Origin of the sequence: Bacillus sp. SIMBA_008 (genome assembly GCF_046535495.1) — a bacterium.
In the GTDB taxonomy this organism is placed as follows: domain Bacteria; phylum Bacillota; class Bacilli; order Bacillales; family Bacillaceae; genus Bacillus; species Bacillus subtilis.
In genome coordinates, this window is the sequence record NZ_JAWRWL010000021.1 from 1 (window position 1) to 477 (window position 477).

1 pseudogene is annotated in these 477 nt (G+C 36.1%); it reads left to right on the forward strand.

Going from position 1 to position 477, the window contains the following annotated elements:
• Positions 1–477 (forward strand): annotated as a pseudogene (locus tag SB658_RS21855) (hypothetical protein); the annotation flags it as partial.

The window sequence follows — 477 nt, forward strand, 5'->3', positions numbered from 1 at the left end:
CCCACATACACAAGAGGCAGGAGCGGTACTTCAGGAAACCGTTGATACATTCGTATTAGGGCTTTATAAAGGTGCTCATAAAACTCATACAATTGGGAGTGACTCTAGTCCAATTGAGTTATCACCTAAAAATGCATATGATTACATTGTAGACTTAAATACGATTTTAAATATTAAAAAGGTTCCTAAAACTGAACGATTCACAATCATCAATTCTCAGGTTTTAGGTTTATTATCTAAAGATGATCGCTTTACTAAGCAACCTGTTGTTTTAGAAAATGGTATTGTTGAAGGACAGATTATTAATGGATCACAAATCGTTGTATCCGAAGAAATTCACGGTACTGGTGGTAAATATAAAATTTTAGGTCTTCATAAGTCTGCCATTGGATACGGGACACAGTTAACTGAAACAGAGGCACAACGTCTGCAAAATTCCTTTGCAGATGGTATTCGTGGTCTTATGGTTTATGGTGG